The organism is Streptococcus sp. HMSC078H12 (assembly GCF_001814615.1).
GTDB lineage: Bacteria > Bacillota > Bacilli > Lactobacillales > Streptococcaceae > Streptococcus > Streptococcus salivarius_F.
Genome location: NZ_KV817343.1, coordinates 253,951 through 273,964 on the forward strand (window position 1 = coordinate 253,951; position 20,014 = coordinate 273,964).

At 40.5% G+C, this 20,014-nt stretch carries 12 protein-coding genes; 3 read left to right on the forward strand and 9 right to left on the reverse strand.

The genetic code is table 11. The features are described from left to right. From HMPREF2979_RS08940 to HMPREF2979_RS08965, 6 genes are all read right to left on the reverse strand, one after another. Nucleotides 1–1,975 (reverse strand): GBS Bsp-like repeat-containing protein (locus HMPREF2979_RS08940; protein WP_070656319.1); only part of this gene is annotated, 1,975 nt, incomplete at its 3' end. A 295-nt stretch (nt 1,976–2,270) separates the two neighbouring features. After that, nucleotides 2,271–5,822, reverse strand: coding sequence for a GBS Bsp-like repeat-containing protein (locus HMPREF2979_RS08945; RefSeq protein ID WP_070656321.1), 3,552 nt, complete (start codon nt 5,820–5,822; stop codon nt 2,271–2,273). Between the two features lie 272 nt (nt 5,823–6,094). Continuing rightward, complete coding sequence (lpdA, locus tag HMPREF2979_RS08950; RefSeq protein WP_070656323.1) at nt 6,095–7,852, reverse strand: dihydrolipoyl dehydrogenase; 1,758 nt, start codon at nt 7,850–7,852, stop codon at nt 6,095–6,097. A 171-nt stretch (nt 7,853–8,023) separates the two neighbouring features. Next, a complete protein-coding gene (locus HMPREF2979_RS08955; RefSeq protein WP_013990621.1) occupies nt 8,024–9,412 on the reverse strand; it encodes a dihydrolipoamide acetyltransferase in 1,389 nt (462 codons plus the stop codon). A 235-nt stretch (nt 9,413–9,647) separates the two neighbouring features. Continuing rightward, complete coding sequence (locus HMPREF2979_RS08960; protein ID WP_013990622.1) at nt 9,648–10,646, reverse strand: alpha-ketoacid dehydrogenase subunit beta; 999 nt, start codon at nt 10,644–10,646, stop codon at nt 9,648–9,650. A gap of 24 nt (nt 10,647–10,670) precedes the next feature. Then, nucleotides 10,671–11,642, reverse strand: a complete 972-nt coding sequence (locus tag HMPREF2979_RS08965; RefSeq protein WP_002884921.1) for a thiamine pyrophosphate-dependent dehydrogenase E1 component subunit alpha — start codon at nt 11,640–11,642, stop codon at nt 10,671–10,673. 188 nt (nt 11,643–11,830) lie between these two features. On the opposite strand from HMPREF2979_RS08965, the gene HMPREF2979_RS08970 reads away from it, so the two are divergent. Then, entirely contained in the window at nt 11,831–13,093 is a 1,263-nt protein-coding gene (locus HMPREF2979_RS08970) for an ATP-binding protein (RefSeq protein ID WP_261787327.1), read from the forward strand. Beyond that, on the forward strand, nt 13,083–14,372 hold the full coding sequence (locus HMPREF2979_RS08975; RefSeq protein WP_070656328.1) for a hypothetical protein: 1,290 nt from the start codon (nt 13,083–13,085) through the stop codon (nt 14,370–14,372). Before HMPREF2979_RS08970 ends, HMPREF2979_RS08975 begins: the two co-directional genes overlap by 11 nt. 167 nt (nt 14,373–14,539) lie before the next feature. Here HMPREF2979_RS08975 and HMPREF2979_RS08980 read toward each other — a convergent pair whose 3' ends face one another. The 3 genes from HMPREF2979_RS08980 to HMPREF2979_RS08990 all read right to left on the reverse strand — a co-directional run bounded on the left by HMPREF2979_RS08980 (nt 14,540) and on the right by HMPREF2979_RS08990 (nt 18,500). Further along, nucleotides 14,540–16,483: a DUF2207 domain-containing protein gene (locus HMPREF2979_RS08980; protein ID WP_070656331.1), complete on the reverse strand. Its 1,944-nt coding sequence runs from the start codon at nt 16,481–16,483 to the stop codon at nt 14,540–14,542. A 75-nt stretch (nt 16,484–16,558) separates the two neighbouring features. Continuing rightward, nucleotides 16,559–17,827, reverse strand: coding sequence for a dihydroorotase (locus HMPREF2979_RS08985; RefSeq protein WP_070656334.1), 1,269 nt, complete (start codon nt 17,825–17,827; stop codon nt 16,559–16,561). 19 nt (nt 17,828–17,846) lie between these two features. Next, nucleotides 17,847–18,500, reverse strand: a complete 654-nt coding sequence (locus tag HMPREF2979_RS08990; RefSeq protein ID WP_070656337.1) for a uracil-DNA glycosylase — start codon at nt 18,498–18,500, stop codon at nt 17,847–17,849. Nucleotides 18,501–18,713: 213 nt separating this feature from the next. On the opposite strand from HMPREF2979_RS08990, the gene HMPREF2979_RS08995 reads away from it, so the two are divergent. Beyond that, entirely contained in the window at nt 18,714–19,910 is a 1,197-nt protein-coding gene (locus HMPREF2979_RS08995; RefSeq protein ID WP_070656340.1) for a cation diffusion facilitator family transporter, read from the forward strand. The last annotated feature ends 104 nt before the right edge of the window (nt 19,911–20,014 follow it).

Genomic DNA, 20,014 nt, shown 5'->3' on the forward strand with positions numbered 1-20,014 from the left:
GTGTCACTTGTTTGCCACCTAGGCCAATGTATTTACCATCATTGTCAACCAAATAGACATGAGAGTTATAAAGGCCGCTATCACCCTTATGATTGCTTGAACGAACGGTTACCTTATAGGCTCCATTAGCTTGCTTAGCTGCCTTGTACCAGATGATATCATCTTGACCATTCTTTTCTGACCAGGTTGGAACCAATACTTCTTTGAAACCTCGTGGCGCAACTAAATTTGAAATGACAAGATCATAGCTACCCGTAGCATTGTTGAGACCAGTGATGGCAAGGTCCGCTTTGGGATCTGACAAAGTAACTTTTGTTTGCGTGCCTCCCACACCGATTTGTGAACCGTCGTTTTGGACATAGTAAAGATGAACATTATAAAGACCAGTTACGTTTTTGTGGTTGTCTACTTGAACAGTAACCTTGTAATTACCATCTGTTTGACGTGTCGCTTCATACCAACGAATATCGTCTTGACCATCAGCCTCAGACCAGACTGGAACTTGAACCGTTCGGACACCCTTAGGGCTATAAACATCTCTGATGACCACATCAAAAGTGCCAGCGCCATTGTTATTTAAGATAGAAATACTACCACTTGGCTTAGTTTCAGTGACATCAACCACGGTCTCAGTCAAATACTGACGGTTGTCATCCTTATCGACGAGATAAACATCCGCTCTGTATTTACCAGTTGAATGTTTGTGATCTGAAACCTTAATCGTCACACGATAGCTTCCGTCTGCTTGCTTACTTGCCTTATGCCAAACCAAATCATCCTGTCCATTAACAAGACTCCATGATGGGACCAAGACTTCCTTCAAGCCATTTGGTGCAACAATATTACGAACCACTGCATCAAAAGTGCCTGTTGTTGCATTATTATTTTCAATCGTTAGGCTTGCACTTGGTCGAGATTGGCTAACTTCCACAACTTTTTCAGTCAAGTAGAAACGCTTGTTAAAATTATCTACGATATAAGCATCTGCACGATATTTACCAGTTGAATTTTTGTGATCACTTGCCTTAATGGTAGCTCGGTAAGAACCATCTGCTTGCTTCGTCGCCTTATGCCAAATCAAATCATCTTGACCACCAACGAGACTCCATGACGGTACTAAGATTTCTTTCACACCTGTAGGGGCAATGATATTTTTCACCACAGAGTCAAAAGTGCCTGTAGCTGCATTATTATTTTCAATCGTTAGGCTTGCACTTGGACGAGCGTAATTAACAGATACTACTTTCTCAGAAATATAATGTCTCTTATTTGTTCGGTCAACAACATAGGCATCTGCACGGTAATTGCCAGCCTCACCCTTGTGATCTACCGCCTTAATGGTTACACGATAAGAGCCGTCCATTTGCTTGGCTGCCTTATGCCAAATCAAGTCATCTTGACCATTGGCTAGACTCCATGATGGGACAAGAACCTCTTTAACACCCAAGGGTGCCACAATATCTCGAACCACTGCATCAAATGTACCAGTGACCTTGTTGTTGTTCTCAATTGAGAAGCTTGCCTTAGGTTTTAGAACATCAGTATCATGAGAATGAGTCAACTTAGCAGGTTCAGCCACGGTATTGCTTGAAACCTCAGAAGCAGTCGGTACCGTCGCATTTTCTGAACTCGCTACTGTGTTCGCCTGAACTACAGATTCAGAGGCAATGACTCTTGATTCAGATGCTACAATCGTTGTTGAGCTTGCTTGACTAACTTGTGGAGCACTTGAGTTTGCTACTTCACTTGTGGCTGTAGGTGTTTCCGCAACAGTTGAACTTGGTCTTGCTGATGGTGACTCTTGTGCAAGAACTGCCCCACCACCAAAAATTTCTGCTGCTGTCGCAGGTTGATACTGGTTCCCTTCAGTAACCGTAGGCATTTGAGTAGCCACCTCATCAGCACTGGCCACCTGAGTGGTCACCGCCATGAGAAAAGCTGCACTGGCATAGTAGATAAAATCTTTTGTTCGCATTTAACTTTCCTTTGACACTTTTTAATACGTCACCCATTTTACCATAGAAAATGTCTTACGAATAGAGCAAAAGTGATAATTCTCTAAAAAAACTATAAAAATGATAAAAAAATAAGTAGTTTACATACTAAAAGTATCAATCTTATCCAAATAAAGAATCTAAAAGCCTATAAACAAGAGATTTCAAACATGTATATAATATTCTGAAAATAGGTGAAAATAAAATATGACTATCAAGAATGTACACCAAAAAAAGCCCTTAGAAGTTACCTTCTAAAGACCTTTCATTAAGAGATTAAGCAAAGATTGAGAAGAATGGTGCACCAAGCTTAGTATCCATTGCATCTCGACTCTGAACACCATGAATGTAATCCAATGAATACCAGCCATTGTTATTGGCATTAAATGGATCACGAACATAAGTTTTACCATTGTCATAGCCATGAAGCACGATTTCGTGCGTGTAAGGATAATTGATGAATTGGCTCGCTCCTACTGCTGCCAGAACATGTTGGCCTGACATCAAAGCTGAAGCAATGTTAGCAATGCTTGAAAGCATGTTGCTCTTGAGACCCCAATTTTTACTTGCTAATACAATACCATCCGCGTCTGTACCAGCAACTGATGTTTTATTGAATGAGTTTGTATTGTAGTACAAATAATCCGCAACTGTCTTTGGTGCAATTACTGTTCCCAAAATATCTGTAAAAGTCATGGCAAGTGATGTTGGAACACAGCCTGACTGGTCCATATTGCTGACACCATACCACTTAGAAGCCCAACGAGGATCACGTTGAGAATAATAAGTCGTCTGAGGCTCAACACGACGATTACGTGGAGCAAGAGCTGTCTCACCAAGGTTAAATCCGTCTTCAGTATTGTCTACATAGTCTACATAAACATGAGTCGTATAGTTACCGATGAGATTCTTATGATTAACAGTCGAAACATTGATTTCAGTATGTGTTCCAGTAGGTGCCGTATTGTACCAAGAAAGGTTTCCTTGGTTGCTTTCTGACCATACAGCTACACGGATATTCTTAATCTGACGTCCTTGTGGCGCTTGATCAACTACAACTGTAAAACTACCTGCTTCTGAGTTAACATTAGTGATATAGGTTTGCGTCTTAGTCTTAGCATTACGGAATTCAACTGTCGTCGTTGTGCCACCGACACCAACTTGTGACCCATCATTTAAAATGTAGTACAAATGAATATTGTACAAACCTGTTGAGTTTTTATGCTTAGTAGCTTGAACATTTACCGTATAAGTGCCATTCGCTTGGCGGGTCGCCTCATACCAAATAATATCATCCTGACCGTCTTTTTCAGACCAAATAGGCACTTGAACAGTACGAACACCTTTAGGACTATAAACATCACTGATAATGACATCAAAAGTACCAGTGTCTTTATTGTTATTAACTACTGAAATAGTACCTACTGGTTTATTATGTTTTACATCTACAATTGTTTCAGTGACATAATGACGTTGGTTGGCATTATCTACGATATAAAGGTCAGCACGGTAATTTCCTAGGGAATTCTTATGCTCACTAGCCTTAATAGTAACACGATAGCTACCATCAGATTGGCGACTAGCTTTGTGCCAAACCAGATCATCTTGTCCGTTAACCAAGCTCCATGATGGAACTAAGACTTCCTTAACCCCATTAGGTGCAACGATATTGCGAATAACAGCGTCAAAAGTACCTAAATCAGCATTATTATTTTCAATAACGAGACTTGCACTAGGGCGAGTTTGCGTAACTTCTACCACTTTTTCAGTGAGATAGAAACGTTTGTTAGAGTCATCTACAATGTAGGCATCAGCACGGTATTTACCAGTTGAATTCTTATGATCCGTTGCCTTGATGGTCACTCGGTAAGAACCGTCGGCTTGACGAGTTGCCTTATGCCAGATAAGGTCATCTTGACCACCAGCTAAACTCCATGAAGGAACAAGAACCTCTTTCAAACCTGTAGGAGCAACAATATTACGAACAACAGCATCAAAAGTACCTGCTGCAGTATTGTTGTTTTCAATCGTAAGGACACCACTTGGTCGAGCATAATCTACAGACACTACTTTTTCAGCAATATAATGACGATTGTTAGCGTTGTCCACGATGTAGGCATCAGCACGGTAATTCCCTTTATTGCCCTTATGCTCACTTGCCTTAATGGTTACACGATAGCTACCATCATTTTGCTTGGTTGCCTTATGCCAAATAAGGTCGTCTTGACCATTTTCAAGGCTCCATGATGGGACTAACACTTCTTTAACACCTAGTGGTGCTGAGATATTAGTGATAACGGCGTCAAAAGTTCCTGCCTTAGCATTATTATTTTCAATAGCAAAACTTGCTTTTGGTTTCAACTGCTCCGGTGTCTTACCAATGAAGACTTGCGTAGTTGTACCACCAACACCCGTCATTTGACCATCTTTTTGAATATAATAAAGATGGATGTTATAAAGACCGGTTGAGTTTTTATGAGCTGAAGCTTTAACGTTTACTGTATAAGTTCCGTTGTTTTGACGGTCAGCCGTATACCAGATAATGTCATCTTGGCCATTAATTTCTGACCAAATTGGAACAGAGACAGTTTCAACACCGTTTGGTGCCTTAACATTAGAGATGACAACATCAAAGCTACCAAGAGTTGGATTGTTATTGACAATAGAAATGGTTCCACTCAAATCGCCTTGAGTGGCATCAACCTCAGCACTGGCATTAGCTGTGAAACGTCCTGTATAGTCCACGCTATGGTCAAAGACATGTTTACCTGGCAAGAGATTAGCAGTAGCTGAAAACTGCCATGCACCAGTTTTGGCATTATAGCGCATGTTCTTAGCACTTGTTGCTGTAAGAGTTGTTGATGGATACTGGGCAACCCAGAAATTCTCAATCCCAAATTGAGAGGTTGATACCGGTCCACGGTAGCCTAGATTGTTCTCATCCAACCAGCTGGCACTTGTATAGAACATCAAGTTGTTGTATCCATGCTTACGCATTTCATTAACCCAAGCTTGAGTGTTACGGTTGATATTTGGAAGCATCTTAGAGTCTTCGAAATCATTAACCATAACAGTACTCTTTGGAAGGTTTAGTTTTTGTGCAGCTTGGATATAGAAACGAGCTTCTGCACGTGCTTCTTCCTCAGTTGTGTATCGAGAAAAATGATAGGTTGATACTTGAAGACCAGCAATTTGAGCATTGCGAACTTGTGATGGTGCTTTAGGGTTGTTGTACCAAGTGTCCTCAGTCAACTTGACAACGACACCACCCACACCTTGGCGTGCAAGAGCACGATAGTCATCTACACTGATATCACCATTATGGCTGCTGACATCGATAAAAGTCTTTGGTTGCACCTTAAGCGTTGGCGAAGGAACATCCGTAGAATTCGTCAATTTAGCAGGTGTTGCTACAGCGCTGTTTGACGTTTCCGAACTTGTCGCACTTGTAGAAGCTGTTGCACTTTCTGAACTAACAACTGAAGATGTTACTGAAGTTGAAGTCACAGCAACAGTAGAGTTAGCTACTGAAGTTGATGCCGCAGTTGTTACAGCCTCTGAACTTTGTGGTGCAAGTGAGGTAGATACCGCAGGAGCACTAGGTTTTGCCACCTCACTCGTAGCTACGGGTGCTGAAACAGTTGAACTAGGAGTTGCAGGCAAGGCTGCTTCTCCACCAAAAATCTCAGCCGCTGTCGCAGGTTGATACTGATTTCCTTCAGTAACAGAAGGCGTTTGTGTCGCCACTTCATCTGCCTGAGCAACCTGAGTTGTCACAGCTAAAAGAACAGCCGCACTGGCATAGTAGATAAAATCTTTTGTTCGCATTTAACTTTCCTTTTGCATTTTTAATACGTCAACCATTTTACCATAGAAAAACTCTAATGGAAAGGTCATTATTAAAGGTTTTCTAAATAAGGCAGAAATATTATAAAATTCTAAACGCTCCAAAAATTGCGATATATCTTATTTGAAAACCCTTTAACTACCTATTCGTATTTAACACTAAAAATCCAAAGAAATTTGCGAGATATAGCTAAAGATGAAAATGTGTGACAAAAGAAAAATCCCCGAACATCTGTCCGAGAATTTTATCAGCTTTATTTACGTTTTGGTGGGTTATGGATAGCTTCTCCAAGTACGTCAGCAAAGGCTTCATACATGTTTTCAGAGAAGGTTGGGTGACCGTGGATAGATTGCAAGAGTTCATCTACAGTCAATTCATTTTCCATAATTGTTGAGGCTTCGTTAATCAATTCAGCTGCGGCTGGACCGATAATATGAACCCCAAGGATTTCATGGTACTTCGCATCTGCAACGACTTTAACAAAACCTTGAGCTTCGTTTGAAGCAATGGCACGCCCGTTACCAGCGAAGCTTGATTTACCAACGAGAACATCACCGTATTTAGCGCGTGCATCTTCTTCAGTAAGACCACACATTGCAACTTCTGGGTGTGTATAGACAGCTGCTGGTGTGTAGTCAAGGTGAGCCTTACGGACATTGCCACGCATAGCATTTTCAGCTGCAACTTCACCCATACGGTAAGCCGCGTGAGCAAGCATCTTAGTTCCGTTAACATCACCTGGTGCGTAGATTCCTGGGATTGATGTTTCTTGATAAGCATTAACTTTGATACGACCACGGTCAAGTTCAAGGTTAAGATTTTCAAGACCATCCAATTGAGGGACACGACCGATTGAAAGAAGGGCACGATCCGCAACAATTTCTTCACCATTATTAAGTTTAAGGGTCAATTGGTTGTTAGCTTCTACAATCTCAGAAACCCCAACAGATGTCATGATCTTCATACCCTTCTTAGCAAGGATTTTTTGAAGTTCAAGAGATACTTCTTTATCCATAGCAGGAATAATGCGGTCAGCCATCTCAACAACAGTCACTTCTACACCATATGAGGCATAAACAAGACCAAGCTCGATACCAACGACACCACCACCCATAACAGCAAGTGATTTAGGCAATTCACGCAAATCAAGGATATCATCTGATGTCATCACAAGTTGTGACTCAATACCAGGAATATTGATACGAGATACTTTTGATCCAGTCGCAAGGATGATATTACGTCCCTTGATTGTTTCTGAACCAATAGTAACTGTCTTATCTGGATTAACTTGACCAAGACCGTTAAAAATAGTGACCTTGTTAGCCTTCAAAAGACCTTGAACACCACCAGTAAGAGTCTTAACAACAGAGTTCTTAAAGTCAACTGTCTTATCCATATCGATAGTGTAGTTTGTTGACGCTAGGTTAATACCACGACCTGCAGCAATCTTAAGTCCATCAAGGATTTCTGCATTTTTAAGATAGGTCTTAGTTGGGATACATCCTTTATTCAAACATGTTCCACCAAATTCAGATTTTTCAACGATGGCAACCTTACCACCAAGTTGTGCACCACGAATGGCAGAATAGTAACCAGCAGGACCACCACCAACAACGATAATATCGTACTCATTGTCAGCAAGCGGTGCTTTTTCTGCAGCAGCTGCTGGAGCAGCTTGGGCAGGAGCTTTAGGAACTTCAAGACCAGCTGATTCCAACTGAGCAGTTGCTTCAGCAACAGTTGCGCCAGCTGCCTTGTCAGCCACAACTTCACCTTCTGCTCCAATATAACCAATAACCTCAGTAACTGGCACTGTTTCACCAGCCTGACGAGTAATTTTCAAAAGAACACCAGAATCCTCTGCTTCAAGTTCCATGTTCGTTTTATCTGACATGATTTCAAGAAGAATATCTCCCTCATTAACCACATCACCCTCTTGTTTTTTCCACTCGATGATTTCGCCTTCCTGCATGTCCACACCAAGCTTAGGCATAATAATCTCAAAAGCCATTTATAAGATACCAAGAGCGACCAGAAAGCGACTGAAAATTAGGCGTCTGACATGTCAGCCTGCTGACGTAGACAGACGGTCTATTTTCCAAGCTTTCCGCTCGGGTTCAGTTATACCCTCTGGTTCGCCCTCTCCTTTCTATTAAAACTTCAGTTTTCAGATATTTTTTTCTTAAATCAACAATTCCATAGGATTTTCAATCAAATGTTTCAAATCAACCATGAATTTGGCACCATTCATACCATCTACGATACGGTGGTCAATTGTCAAGCATAGACCCATGATTGGTCGTACGACAACTTCTCCATCAACAACAACTGGAGTTTGAATAGTTGCTGAAACACCAAGGATAGCTGAGTTTGGTTGGTTGATGATTGGGTTAAATGACTTAGTTCCAAACATTCCCAAGTTAGTAATAGAGAAGGTTGAACCTGACATTTCTGCAGCCTTCAATTTACCAGCCTGAGCCTTCTTGATGACATCCTTAGAAGCCACAACAAACTCAGACAAACTCATCTTATCTGCACCGTGAACGACAGGTACAATCAAGCCATCATCGAGACCAACGGCAATACCGAGATTAACAAATTTGTGTAATTCGATATTTTGCGCATCGTCAATCAAGGATGCGTTGAGGTAACGGTGTTCCTCTTTCATAAGAGTACGCACAACTGCCAAACCAATCAAATCAGTGAAGGTTACCTTCATGCCAGTCTTATTCATGATTGGATCAAGGACTTGCTTACGAAGAGCCATTAGGTTAGTCATGTCCACGTCATAGTTAAGAGTAAAGGTTGGTGCAGTCAAGTATGAGTGCGTCATTCCCTTAGAAATAGCCTTACGCATAGCAGACATTGGGATAACTTCCACACCTTCTGGCAAGACTTTTTCAGGTTTAGCTTCAACCACAGGAGCAGCAGCCGCTTCCTTAACTTGCGCTGGAGCACTGATTGCAAGGATATCTTCCTTAGTAATCTTACCACCAAAGCCTGTTCCAGATACGCTAGCTAAGTCAATACCAAGATCCGCTGCAATCTTACGTGCCAATGGAGTCGCCTTAGGTTGAGCACCCTTAAAGTTTTCAACGTCATCAGCATGAACACGACCTTTTGCTCCAGTTCCTGGTACTTGAGCGAGGTCAATCCCCAACTCACGCGCCACCTTACGAGCCTTAGGTGTTGCACGTACTTTGCCGCCTTCGTGAACGATAGGTGCTTGCGTTTGCGCTGCCACTACAGGCTCTGCTACAGCGGCAACTTCTTCAACTTTTGGCGCAGGTTCAGCAGCTGGCGCGCTAGCTGCGTTGTCAGCTACCACTTCACCTTCTGCTCCAATATAACCAATAACCTCAGTAACTGGTACAGTTTCACCAGCCTGACGGGTAATCTTCAAAAGAACACCAGAATCTTCTGCTTCAAGTTCCATGTTCGTCTTATCTGACATGATTTCAAGAAGGATATCTCCCTCATTAACCACATCACCCTCTTGTTTTTTCCACTCGATGATTTCGCCTTCCTGCATGTCCACACCAAGCTTAGGCATAATAATCTCAAAAGCCATATTTTATGATACTAAGAACGCTAAAATGCGACAGAATTTTAGGAGTTTTACGTTAGTGTGCTTGCACACAAGTAAAACTATCTAAATTCCGAAGCATTTCGTTCGAGTTCAAATCAACTCAAACGCTTTAACGCCCTCTCCTTTCTACTTTAAATTATAATTTCCGATACTCCCACAGTTAAAACAAGAAACACATTTTACTAGCGAGAAATATCACTTAACCGTCGCTAGAAAGTTAGTTTCCTTTATTGGCCATCTTGATAATAGCAGCCTTAATCTTTTCAACATCTGGAAGAACCGCTTGTTCCAAGACACGCGCATAAGGTACAGGCACATCTTCACTTGCCAAACGTACAATTGGGTGGTCAAGGTAATCAAATGCTTCACTTTCTGTAACCATAGCGGCAATCTCACCGATGAATCCACCAGTCTTATAAGCATCATTGACCAACATAAGTTTACCAGTCTTCTTAACTGACTCGAAAATCAATTCCTTATCAAGTGGGATAAGCGTACGTGGGTCAACAACCTCAACATTGATACCTTGTTCAGCCACCTCTTCAGCAGCCTTAAGAACACGTTCCAACATACGACCATATGTGACAATAGTAAGGTCAGTTCCTTCACGCTTGATTTCACCTTTTCCAAGTGGAATGTAGAAATCAGGATCTTGTGTTACTTCCTCTTTCTTACCGTAAAGTGCTTTTGGTTCCATGAAGATAACAATATTATTATCTTGAATAGCAGATTTCAAAAGACCTTTAGCATCGTTAGCATTACCTGGAGCAACCACTTTAATCCCTGGAATGTGAGTCAACCATGACTCAAGAGATTGTGAGTGCTGTGCGGCAGAACCAATCCCTGAACCAGAAGCTACACGGAAGGTTACAGGAGTCTTCAAACCACCACCAAACATGTAGTTGTTTTTTGCGCCATTATTAACGATAGCGTCAAGGGCAATCGTGATGAAGTCCATGAAAGTCAAGTCAACGATTGGACGAAGACCTGTAATGGCAGACCCAACAGCTGCACCAGCGATAGCTGCCTCTGAAATTGGTGTATCTTTAACACGTTTTTCACCAAACTCTGCCAACATACCAACTGATGTACCGAAGTCACCACCATAGATACCAACATCTTCACCCATAAGGAAGATATTTTCGTCTTTACGCATTTCCTCGCTCATAGCAAGGTTTACTGCCTCACGCAAGGCCATCAATTTTGTTTCACTCATACTTGTATTCCTCAACCTTTCTCTTTAGTCTACCCATACATCTTCAAAGGCAACTGAAAGTTCTGGATCTGGGCTATTTTGGGCGAACTCATAAGCTGCATCAACCTCTGCCTTAACTTGGCTTTGGATAGCATCTAACTCTTCAGCGCTTGCGATATTTTCAGCAACGAGATAGTCACGGTATTTAATAATAGGATCGTTATTGTTCTTCCACTCGTCAACTTCTTCCTTAGTACGGTAAACACCCGCATCAGCAGTTGAGTGACCAAACCAACGGTAAGATTCTACCTCAACGATAGCGGGACCGTTGCCACCACGGACATGCTCAACAGCCTTGCCCATTGTTTCGTATACAGCCAAAACATCGTTACCATCTTCACAGTAAAAACCAGGAATACCATAAGCTTCCGCACGTGTATAAAGGTGAGGTGTGTTTGTAGCTTTATGAATATCCATTGAGATACCATAACGGTTATTGATGATAAAGAAGATAACCGGCAATTTCCAAGTAGCTGCCATATTGACTGACTCATGGAATGAGCCTTCATTAGTTGCACCATCTCCTGAAAAGGCCACAACAATGTTTCCTGTTTCTTTGTATTGCTGAGTGAGAGCTGCACCTACGGCAAGAGCATAACCACCACCAACAATACCGTTAGTTCCGTAGTTACCTTTTTCAAAGTCAGCCAAGTGCATAGAACCACCACGGCCCTTAGAAACACCTGTCGCCTTACCTGCAAGCTCCGCCATCATTTTATTCAAATCCATGTCTTGGGCAATAGATTGTCCATGACCACGGTGATTTGAAAAGAAGATATCGTCATAGCTCAAGTGTTGAACAGCCCCAACGTTGGCTGCTTCCTCACCAACTGAAAAGTGAGTCATTCCTTGAACAAAACCACGACGAACCAATTTATTAATACGTGAATCAAATTCACGGATACGTTCCATTTTAGTGAACATCTCAAGATGTGTCTCTTTAGAAAGTTTTACCATATCGATCTCCTCTATCGAAATTTTACTATACATCTAGGATAGGTTAAAAAAACTTAATGGGCAAGAAATATGCTTGAAAAATGAAAAGCCTTACATCTTTATCACTTATAGGCAATTCGTATGCTCTTTTTGTTTGCGATATGGTATAATAGCATGATTGTATAGATTTTACCCGAATAGGAGAATATTTGATATTGAGTGACGTCATCGTTCACGGGCTTACGGCATGTATAGCTTTTATTTTACAAATTGTTATCTTCAAGGTAACTACGAAAAGGCCTTTAAGATACTGGATTCTTATTTTAGCAGCTTTAGTCATTTTTGCCTCTAGTTATTTTGGTATTTACTTTCCAAAATCTGGTTTTATTGCACTTGTGCTCTTTCTAGCTAACAAATCCTACAAAAATCTGAGACATACCATTTTGGAGACTTCCTTCATACCTTTCACCTTTGCCTTAATGGTGAGACTGGTAATTTTCCTGATTATTCCAATCTTTTTCCCTTCTGTCCTAGATTATTATTTTGCTGGTCCATTTATTCTTTTGCTTGCGTTTTTGCTATGGTTCGCTCAAAATGCCCTTCTTCAAGTGGACTACTCTCGAATGATGCAAATTGACAAAGCAAGACCATGGTACAAATCAACCTCTGTTGCTCTTTGTGCTCTAGCCATTATTTACTTTGCTTCTGAACTTCTTTCAACAGACATTCACTTTACCATTGCCTTTCTTATTATTACAGCTCTGATTCTATCTGGACAGGTTAATCTCTATAGAAAGGACCTCAGTGCACAAACACAAGCAGCTCAAGAGGAACATTCTCTGCTTCTTCAAAAATCAAGCCAGAACATCAATACTTGGTACCAGAAAAAAACTAGCCAAGAACTCTTCATCAAAGACGAAGCTGAAAATCTCTACGATATCATCCGTTTCCAACAAAACGAGGAGGCTCAGGAGTTAATTGACTACTTGCTGACTCCGAATCCGTTAGATAAGAAGATTGATCATTTTTATCGAGATAAACTTGAAAATATTAAACTCCCTGATTTGCGAGTCCTCTTTGAAGCTAAATTTCTAAAGGCAAAAGAATTGGAGGTTTGGGTTAGTATGGAGGTTCCAGAACCCATTACCGTTTATCCTATTTATCCTTTAGATTGGGTATATGTCCTATCAACTATCTTGGATCATGTCATTGACCAAGCACAAGATAGTGAACAGAAATACCTTAGCTATGCTTATTTTAAGGATGAGGATAGTCAACACTTTGTCGTTGAAAGTTCAAGCACTAAAGAAGATTCAGCTATTACATCTGATTTCTCTGATCCTGAACTAAAACGCGTCAATACTATTCTATCTACTTATCCAAACGTTAACATTGTTTCAAATACACGTACTGGGATTTATCGCTTACAAATTGAAATTGACATGACTAAAGGAGGTTACAATGATTACTAATATTATCAATCCTCTCTTACAGGCCGTTAGTTTCATTTCTATTTGGTACCTCTACCAGACTATGTCTAAGGTAAAGCCACTACGAGGACACCTTTTACTTCTATTTTTATCCTATGTAGTTGCAGCGTCCTACTTTAGTCTCGTAAAAATCGTTGTGGACCCACTTTTCTTCCTTGTTGCTGATTTGGCCCTTGTCAAAGAGCGTTCTTTCTATCATCGATTGCTTTACGCTTTTTATCCAACTATCCTTTTTGATATGGCAACACGACTACTTTCAATTGTCATTATCCCTCACGTCTTACATATCAAAGGTGATATTACCCTCAACACTAACTTACATATCTTGACCTACATCTTAGCACCATTAATCATTTACCTAATGCTTAAAATCTTCGCTGTAGACCTAAATCAGATGAGTAGTCTTGACGAAGCTTGGGCTAGACGTAACTGGTTGCGAAGCACTGCCTTCCTAGCTGTCTATTATGTCTTCTTTACTGTTATCCATGGTCTTAACAGTATTCTTCCAACAGCAAATGACCCTAAAAATTTATTTGAAATAGTTTTCAAGGTCAGTCCTAATAGTTCTGTTATCTTAGTTCTCTATATTGCCCTACTACTATGGGATTTTTACAATTGGAACCAGGCTGTCCACCAACAATCTATCGATAGACTGAACAAAGAACGTCATAAATTGTTGGGTACTATGACTAACTATAGCAAAGCCTTTATCCAGATTATTATGCAAAAGCAAACGTCCTTCGACTTATTCAAGAAAAATCTCAAGGAGGTTTCTCTTGCCTTGGAAAATGAAGATACTGCCAAAGCTACTAGTCTACTTGAGATTTATAAAACAGACAATACTAGCATTGGTAATCCAGAGACTCAAGAAAACTTGGATAGGCTTAGCAATCCAATAATAGCTAGTTTTCTTTCAAATCGTATTTTGGAAATGAGAGCGTCACATGTCGATATTTCCATTAATATTAGTCCTCAGTTTGGTGAGATTCCTTTATCTGACCTCGATTTATATCAACTGCTCCAAGCTTCGGATAGAGCGATATTTAAACTACTTCGTCCTGATGTCAAGGTCAATAGTAGTTACCTTCAACTAGATCACTCACAACTCCTTGTTGTTGAATTACCAGTTTTGGCTGATAAGGTTATCAAAGATAAAGAACTGAATGATTTAGTAAAGAGTTTGCCAAATGTTGACTATCGCATCGGTTTACATGCAGGTTATCTGACTCAAATTATTGAAATCTTTGAACCTGGTTATTAAGATCATATTAAAAAAGAGCCAATGGCTCTTTTTTTGTTACTTTATATCTCTTCACACTAAAAATTCCTAACAGTTTAGAATGAAAGGAATTATTCGCCAAACAAAAAGACACCCAAGATCATATAGACTGAGTGTCTCTATTGATAGTAAACTCCAACTAGCGTAGCTTAGAAGGCACCGCCTCCGCCGCCTCCGCCACCACCAGAGAAGCCACCGCCTCCAAAGCCGCCACTACCACTATTTGAATTGATAGAAAAGCTACTTACGGTATCTGAGGCAGAAACATAAGATTCTAGATAATTGACATTATTCAGCATAATAAATGGTGTCGCAGAATAAGTAAACTCATCTAGAGATGGATTACTGAGGTGAATGTTGTATCGTTTTAGCACATCACTAACTTTTTTCGCCTGTCCATAGAGTGTCGCATAAACCAAGATACGATTCCATAGGATGACAGATTCTAATTCTGACTCTTTAAAGCTAGGAATACTCTGAATCATATTTTTAAAGCTATGCCACTGGTAATACGTTGAAATTTGAGTTGAATCAAGACATCTCTGACGACGTCTTTTCACCAAGAACCAGAATAAAACGGTAAGTCCTGCTATAGGTAGTAGTCCGAGAATATAGTAAAAACCAACTCCTGATCCAAATGCACCAAATAAGAACAAAGTTGAAAGTATACAAAGCATCATTGAAAGTGCCAAAGCTGCTACCCCCAATATGTTAAATGTCTTTTCTTTTGCACTAAAATCTCTATAAATTTTAGGAAGTCCTAGCGCAAATTCCTCTTTTTCAACGCCTTTGGCTACTTGATAGCCGTCATTAGAGAATTGATATTTGACACGTTTTCCCTGAGAGCGAATAGTTTCTCGCTCATAGCTTGTTCTAGCACTCTTGAATTGTTTTTCTAGAGCATCTTTATCAAGATAATAGCGCGAGAACATTTCACTATCTCTAATTTCCATGCGACCATCAAACAACATATCCAAGAATGACACTTCAAACGAAGAGAGACCTTCCTTTTCAATACGTGTCAGAATATTACTATCACCTTCTCGCCTAAAAGTGAGATAACCTCTATCAATCAAATCGAGGATGGTAGCTTGCACCATATATTTGAACTTCAAAGGACCCGTTTCTTCTTTTAGCCCTGTTTTATCGAAAGACTGATTATAAACATTCTTAGCTAAGACCAAAGGTGCTAAATCTTGAGGGGCTTCATAAAGACGTGCATCTCGAGGGAAAGAAGGCGTTCTAGTGCTATAAAGAACAATAAGGTAACAGAAAATACCAATAAGAACAAAGCTTAAAATTACAAGTGGCAAAATGACATAAAAAATGCGTCGGTAGTTTTCTTTAGACTTTTTGATATCTCTTTCTTTTTTTAGAAACTCTGCCTCATTTGTCTTATGTAATAAATAAGCCTGATTATTTTCCCGTAAAGTACTGGTCATCGGCCAGTAGGCATGTAATTCCAATTTACCTGATGATGGTAAATTGTCTACATGAACCTGATAACCTGCAGCAGTACGTTTAACCTGTGGGTCTTTTCCAAAATAGCCAGTGTGAGCGTAAAGCTCTCCTTGACTTGCATCTAGACCATCAACTGTGAAATCAACCTGTCCAAATCCTTTATCCCAATCAGAGATTGGAAACCAATTTAAAACTGCAATATCTGAATATAGATTCAACAACTGTTGGATTTGCCAAGTAACTTTGAGAACAACCCTATCACCATCTGAACCTGAATTATAAACTTTGAGTTTAACACCATCATAAGAGTCTGTTTTTTCAACTGTAATATCTGTTTTTTCTTTCCCATTTACGGTTGCTGAAACCTTGGGATCATCCATAATAGAATAACCACCAATTTTCCCCAAGGTTACATACTGACCTTTATAGTCACTATCAAAATCATAAGTCACTTCCTGAGTAAACGTTGCATTACCATCATCATGTATAGAAAGGTGACCAACATAGGAAGGTAGACTATACTCTACCTCATCCTCGTCAGCTTGAACGTGTTGCAAAGAAAGTGGCAGAAAACAGGCTAACAAAACAGTTAAAGCAAGGTATTTAACAAGACCTTTCAGTATCTTTTTCATCATTTTGCTCCTTTAAGGACTAAAAAAGCAGGTGCAACACCAAGTGTCTCGATGTGCCCTGCTCTGATCTGCTATTTAGGCTTGATAAACAATCTCACCGTCACAGATAGTGTATTTGACACTTCCCTTAAGCTCTTCACCGACAAATGGTGAATTGGCCGCTTTAGACTTAAAGTCTGCTGTGACCTGACGTTTTTCTTTATCTGCAAAAATCACAAGGTCAGCTGGTCCATTTTCAGCCAAATAACCGGCATCGAAGCCATAAAGCTCAGATGGATTGCTGGTCATCACTTTCAATAGCTCAATTAAATTCAAATGACCTGCATCAACCAAGTAGGTCAATCCAAGAGATAGAGACGTTTCAAGACCAGTCATTCCTGATGGTGCTTTAGTCACATCATCGACATTCTTTTCATCGGCATGGTGTGGCGCGTGGTCTGTGGCAATAACTGAGATAACTCCAGATTTCAACCCTTCGATAACGGCCTGACGGTCAGATTCCAAACGAAGTGGTGGGTTCATCTTGGCATTAGCACCTTTTGAGAGCAAGAGGTCTTCAGTCTTAGAGAAATGCTGCGGTGCCACTTCGGCAGTAACTTGAGCTCCAAGTTTTTGAGCAAACTCAACGACTTTTACAGATTCAGCTTTTGACAAGTGTTGAATATGAACATGTGCTTGTGTATCATAAGCAATCATGACATCACGCGCAATCATACTGTACTCAGCTACGCCAGTTGCCCCACAAATATGAAATTCTTTTTTAGCAATATTCTCATTGAAACCGAGAATACCATTAAGATTGGGATCCTCCTCGTGAAGACTGATAAAGGTATTATTCTCTTTAGCTGACTCCATGGCTTTTTTGACAATCCCAGCATTGGTCAAGGGAATACCGTCATCTGAGAATCCGACAGCACCAGCTTCAAGCAAACCCTTGAAATCAGTGAGGTTTTCACCATCAAAATTCTTAGTAATAGTCGCAACAGACTTAACATGAATATTTTCCTTAGCTGCCGAAGTCAAGACCTCCTCCAAGGTTTCCTTGTCTGAGATCGTTGGATTTGTGTTAGCCATCATTACAACTGTTGTAAAACCACCGGCAGCAGCTGCTAAGGCCCCAGTATGAATGTCTTCCTTATGAGTTTGACCCGGCTCACGGAAGTGAACATGGATATCCACCAAGCCAGGAGCAACCACAAGACCAGTCGCATCGATGACTTGAGCATCTCCAGCCTCGATATTTTCAGCAATCTTAACGACTTTTTTACCATCAACAAGAACATCAGCTCGCGTATCCAAACCAGACTTAGGGTCTACAACACGACCATTTTTAATCAGTAACATAATCTTCCAACTTTCTATTTTACTTCAACCAATCAATTGGAGATTGGCCTTGAGATACAAGGTAGGCATTGGCTTTTGAAAATGGCTTGCTGCCAAAAAAACCACGATAGGCCGACAAGGGACTCGGATGGGCACTCTCAATAATGGCATGTTTAGAGTTAGTCACTAGTGCCTTCTTCTTACGAGCATAGCCACCCCAAAGTATAAAGACAACAGGAGTATCCTTTTGATTGAGAACCTCAATCACAGCATCTGTAAAAGGTTCCCAAACCTGACCGGCATGCCCATTTGCTTGACCTGCTGGAACTGTTAGACAGGCATTAAGCAAAAGCACCCCCTGCTCTGCCCATGACGTTAAATCATGAAAGGATCTAGGACCTAAATCTTCCTCTAATTCCTTGAGAATATTTTTCAAAGACGGGGGAGCTGGAAGGCTATCAGGTACCGAGAAGGAAAGTCCCTGTGCTTGATGAGGCCCATGATAAGGGTCCTGACCAAGGATTACCACCCGCACTTCTTCAAACGGAGTCTCCAACAAGGCATTAAAAACCTTGTCACGTGGCGGATAAACCGTCCCCTGGCTATAAACCTGGTCCATAAACTGATTTATCTTTGAAAAATAATGGTCAGGCAGCTCCTCTTTCAGAAGCTTGTGCCATGTCGAATGTTCCATAAAAACCTCTTTTTAGACTGTTTTACACCCTAAATTATACCATAATTTGTAGGGAATATTCGGAAAATACTGAAAAAGCACCATGATTACGAAGCATTTCCTATCAAGTTTTAAAAATACATTACTCCACAAGTTTAAAGGGCTTACAACCTTTAACTCGTTATAGTTTTATGCTATAATTTAAACTTGTATTTTAACAGAAAAGGTAACCCTATGACTACGTATGAAAATTTAAGAGCAGCCAGACGAGGTCCCATAGTCAGCATCGCTGCCTACCTTCTTCTTACCATTGCAAAACTTCTAGCTGGACACTTTTTAAATTCTAGCTCTTTGATTGCCGATGGTTTCAATAACTTGTCAGATATTTTAGGGAACGTGGCCCTACTCATTGGATTGCACCTAGCTAGTCAACCTGCTGATGCAGATCATAGGTTTGGTCATTGGAAGATTGAAGACTTATCAAGCCTAGTCACTTCCTTTATCATGTTTGTGGTAGGCTTCCAAGTCCTAATTCAAACAGTCCGAAAGATTTTTCTAAGAGAGGAAACTGTAGTCGATCCCCTTGGTGCAACCGTCGGAGTTCTTTCTGCTATCGTCATGTGTGGCGTTTACTTATACAATAAAGGACTTGCCAAAAAGCTGAAATCTAGCGCTTTGATTGCGGCCGCTAAGGATAATCTCTCCGATGCCGTAACTTCTATTGGAACGTCAATCGCCATTGTTGCAGCATCCTTCGACCTCACGATTATTGACTATATTACAGCCATTATCATTACCTCCTTCATTCTAAAGACAGCCTATGATATCTTCATGGAAGCAACCTTTAGTTTATCAGACGGTTTCGATGAGAGAAACCTCAAAGCCTATGAAAAAGCGATTCTTGAGATTCCAAAAGTCACTAAGGTTAAGAAGCAGCGTGGCCGTTCTTATGGTAGCAACGTCTATCTTGATATGGTGGTTGAAATGAATCCTGACCTCTCTGTTTACGAGAGTCATGCCATTACTGAACAAATTGAAGAGGTTCTCAGCAAGCGTTTCTCTGTCTATGATACTGATGTCCATGTAGAACCAGCTGCTATTCCCGAAGATGAAATTTATGGCAATGTCCTTCACAAACTCTCTCGCAATGAAAAGATTATTCTGTCAAAAATTCCTGACTATGAAAATCTCTTAGCACCAGACTTCTACTTAATCGATGAAAATGGTCACCACCACAATCGTGAAGAAGTCATTGCCAATAACCAACCACTTCTCAATAATTTTGACAGCTTCAAGATGACATCTGTTAGTCAAAAAACGAAATTAATTAGTTATGAGTTGGGAGGAAATTTCCACACTAGTATCTGGCGTCGAAATGAAACCTGGTTCATGATTTACCACCAAGTCACAAGGATAAAAGATGAAAAGTAACGAGCAAGCAAGCTCGTTTTTTCTGCTTTCAAATAGTTTTGTGTAACATTCAATCGATTCTAAAAATTACATTAAAATACTAAATGTTAGGAAAACTCTAACTT

Coding starts and splice junctions, on each gene's coding strand:
- HMPREF2979_RS08960 (WP_013990622.1), bottom strand. CDS start 10,646: ATGAGTGAAACAAAATTGATGGCCTTGCGTGAGGCAGTAAACCTTGCT.
- HMPREF2979_RS08965 (WP_002884921.1), bottom strand. CDS start 11,642: ATGGTAAAACTTTCTAAAGAGACACATCTTGAGATGTTCACTAAAATG.
- HMPREF2979_RS08995 (WP_070656340.1), top strand. CDS start 18,714: ATGACTACGTATGAAAATTTAAGAGCAGCCAGACGAGGTCCCATAGTC.
- HMPREF2979_RS08975 (WP_070656328.1), top strand. CDS start 13,083: ATGATTACTAATATTATCAATCCTCTCTTACAGGCCGTTAGTTTCATT.
- HMPREF2979_RS08945 (WP_070656321.1), bottom strand. CDS start 5,822: ATGCGAACAAAAGATTTTATCTACTATGCCAGTGCGGCTGTTCTTTTA.
- HMPREF2979_RS08980 (WP_070656331.1), bottom strand. CDS start 16,483: ATGAAAAAGATACTGAAAGGTCTTGTTAAATACCTTGCTTTAACTGTT.
- HMPREF2979_RS08985 (WP_070656334.1), bottom strand. CDS start 17,827: ATGTTACTGATTAAAAATGGTCGTGTTGTAGACCCTAAGTCTGGTTTG.
- HMPREF2979_RS08955 (WP_013990621.1), bottom strand. CDS start 9,412: ATGGCTTTTGAGATTATTATGCCTAAGCTTGGTGTGGACATGCAGGAA.
- lpdA (WP_070656323.1), bottom strand. CDS start 7,852: ATGGCTTTTGAGATTATTATGCCTAAGCTTGGTGTGGACATGCAGGAA.
- HMPREF2979_RS08990 (WP_070656337.1), bottom strand. CDS start 18,500: ATGGAACATTCGACATGGCACAAGCTTCTGAAAGAGGAGCTGCCTGAC.